The 2,084-nt window shown below is 36.4% G+C and carries 3 protein-coding genes; all 3 read left to right on the top strand.

Annotated elements, in window-relative coordinates; all coding sequences use genetic code 11:
• On the top strand, window positions 1-574 hold a 574-nt coding region (locus tag GXZ13_00505), incomplete at its 5' end, for a hypothetical protein (protein ID NLX74327.1).
• Window positions 575-596: 22 nt separating this feature from the next.
• Window positions 597-1,187, top strand: a complete 591-nt coding sequence (scpB, locus tag GXZ13_00500) for an SMC-Scp complex subunit ScpB (protein ID NLX74326.1) — start codon at window positions 597-599, stop codon at window positions 1,185-1,187.
• A gap of 6 nt (window positions 1,188-1,193) precedes the next feature.
• Complete coding sequence (locus GXZ13_00495) at window positions 1,194-1,934, top strand: rRNA pseudouridine synthase (GenBank protein ID NLX74325.1); 741 nt, start codon at window positions 1,194-1,196, stop codon at window positions 1,932-1,934.
• Window positions 1,935-2,084 lie beyond the last annotated feature (150 nt).

The following is a 2,084-nucleotide window of genomic DNA, read 5'->3' as shown; positions in this document are numbered from 1 at the left end:
GTTTTTTTCTTTTGTGAGTAGATTATTGCTAAAAAAGGTTCGTTCCCTATTTCCAGCATCATTACAAGAAGATGTAGATTTGGAAGATTTTGATGAAGGATATATAGAGACGGAAGATGATTTGCGGCGTTTACTCGAAGAGTTTATCCCATATCGAAAAGCAACATCGTTATTAAAAACATATCAAGAAGAACGGGAACGTTCATTTAATAGAGTATTTGATGAAGATAGTTCCCCTTTTTATGATTTAGGAGATCTTTACGGCCTAGCTTCTAGATGGTGGCAGCTTTTAGAAGAATATCACCAAAGGTTGAAAGATACTGACTTAACACAGGACGATCTTTGGGAAGATATTCCAGACGCAATACCTGAGGAGCGTCAAGTTGAGGAAAGAATGGATGAATTATTGCTACAGTTGCAGTCTAACCGTTTGTTACTAAGTGAAATCCTTTATGAGAAAAATAAAAAATTTTTAATAGTCACTCTATTGGCTCTTCTCGAAATGTCACGTCTGGGAATGATAAATCTGATACAACATAAAATATGGGGAGATGTTGAGATTGCGGCAGGATAAAGAAACAAAAATAGTTCTAAAAATGGAGCTTCTTGAGCGACAAGTAGAGGCGATGCTTTTTATTTCCCCACAACCAATCACATCTCAAGAATTAGCCTCATATTTAGGAGTTTCAGTACAGCGTATAGATAAAGCTATAGATTGCATAAAGAATGTTTATGAAGAAAACCACGGATTAAGAATTTTATTTTTAGCTGGTGGTTGGCAAATAGCGACGGATTCAAGTTTAAGTGAGGTAATTGAAGATTTTGCAAATAGCGTTTCTTTACAACGTGTTCGCTTAAGCAGAGCTGCACTCGAAACTCTTTCTGTTATAGCGTATAACCAACCTGTCACCCGATCAGAAATAGAAGAGATAAGGTCCGTACGTTGCGATAGAGTTGTTGATACTCTCCTTAAACATGGTTTAGTACGAGTTGCCGGTCGGAAAAAAAGCGTTGGCTCTCCACTACTTTTCAGGACAACAGATAGATTTCTGGAAATATTTGGACTTTCTAGCATAAATTCTCTTCCTTCTTTAGAAGAACTTAGTGAAAGGAATGAGCTGGCTAACTATAAAGATGCATTTGTGAACATTAACGAAGAAATATTTTCATCAGATAGCTCAGAATAATATAAAATGACGTCAAATAGCAAAGATACAATAAGATTAAACAGGTACTTGGCAATGTGCGGTATTGCAGCTCGCAGAAAAACAGAAGAATATATTTTAGCGGGCAAAGTCATGGTAAACGGCGAAGTTGTCAACGAGCCTGGGCGGCAAATTGCAACTGCAGATATTGTCGAGATCGATAATAAAAAGGTATTTCCTGTTTCTTTAACATATATTATCTATAATAAACCTCGAGGACTTTTATGTGCAGTAGAAGACTCAAGAGAACAGACAATAATTGATGTTTTACCTACATCAATGGATTATTTACGAATATTTCCTGTAGGACGTCTCGACCGAGATAGCGAAGGACTGATCATTCTCACAAATGACGGATTATTCTCGCATAATTTAATACATCCAAGTAAAAATATCACCAAGACATATGAAGTAGAGCTTAGGAAACCAATGGACGAACCAACGTTAATTGCATGGATGAAAGGCGTTACGATTGACGACAGATTGCTTAAACCGGTTAATGTTAGAAGAATAGCACGCAAACCAATGCAGACCTGGTTTGAAGTTGTTTTAGCCGAAGGAATAAAAAGAGAAATACGTCTCATGGCAAGGGCTTTGGATAATGACGTTAGAAAGTTAATACGAACGAAAATTGGGAAACTAGAGTTGAGAACATTACCACCCGGGGAATTTATTAATGTTTCAAAAAATGAATTATGGGAATATATTAATAACGGTAAAATAATATAGTTTTATTGTTTAAAAGCTTAATTTTATATTATAATCACTTGACATGGTATACAGAAACGTTATAATTGCTTGCGTGCTTTGTTAAGGTAACACTCTAAGCGTCTGTAGCTCAGCTGGATAGAGCAACTGCCTTCTAAGCAGTAGGCCGGG

This window comes from Synergistaceae bacterium (genome assembly GCA_012728235.1).
Taxonomy (GTDB): domain Bacteria; phylum Synergistota; class Synergistia; order Synergistales; family Synergistaceae; genus JAAYFL01.
The sequence above is the reverse complement of the archived record's forward strand: the minus strand, read 5'-3'. Positions and strand labels throughout refer to the sequence as shown.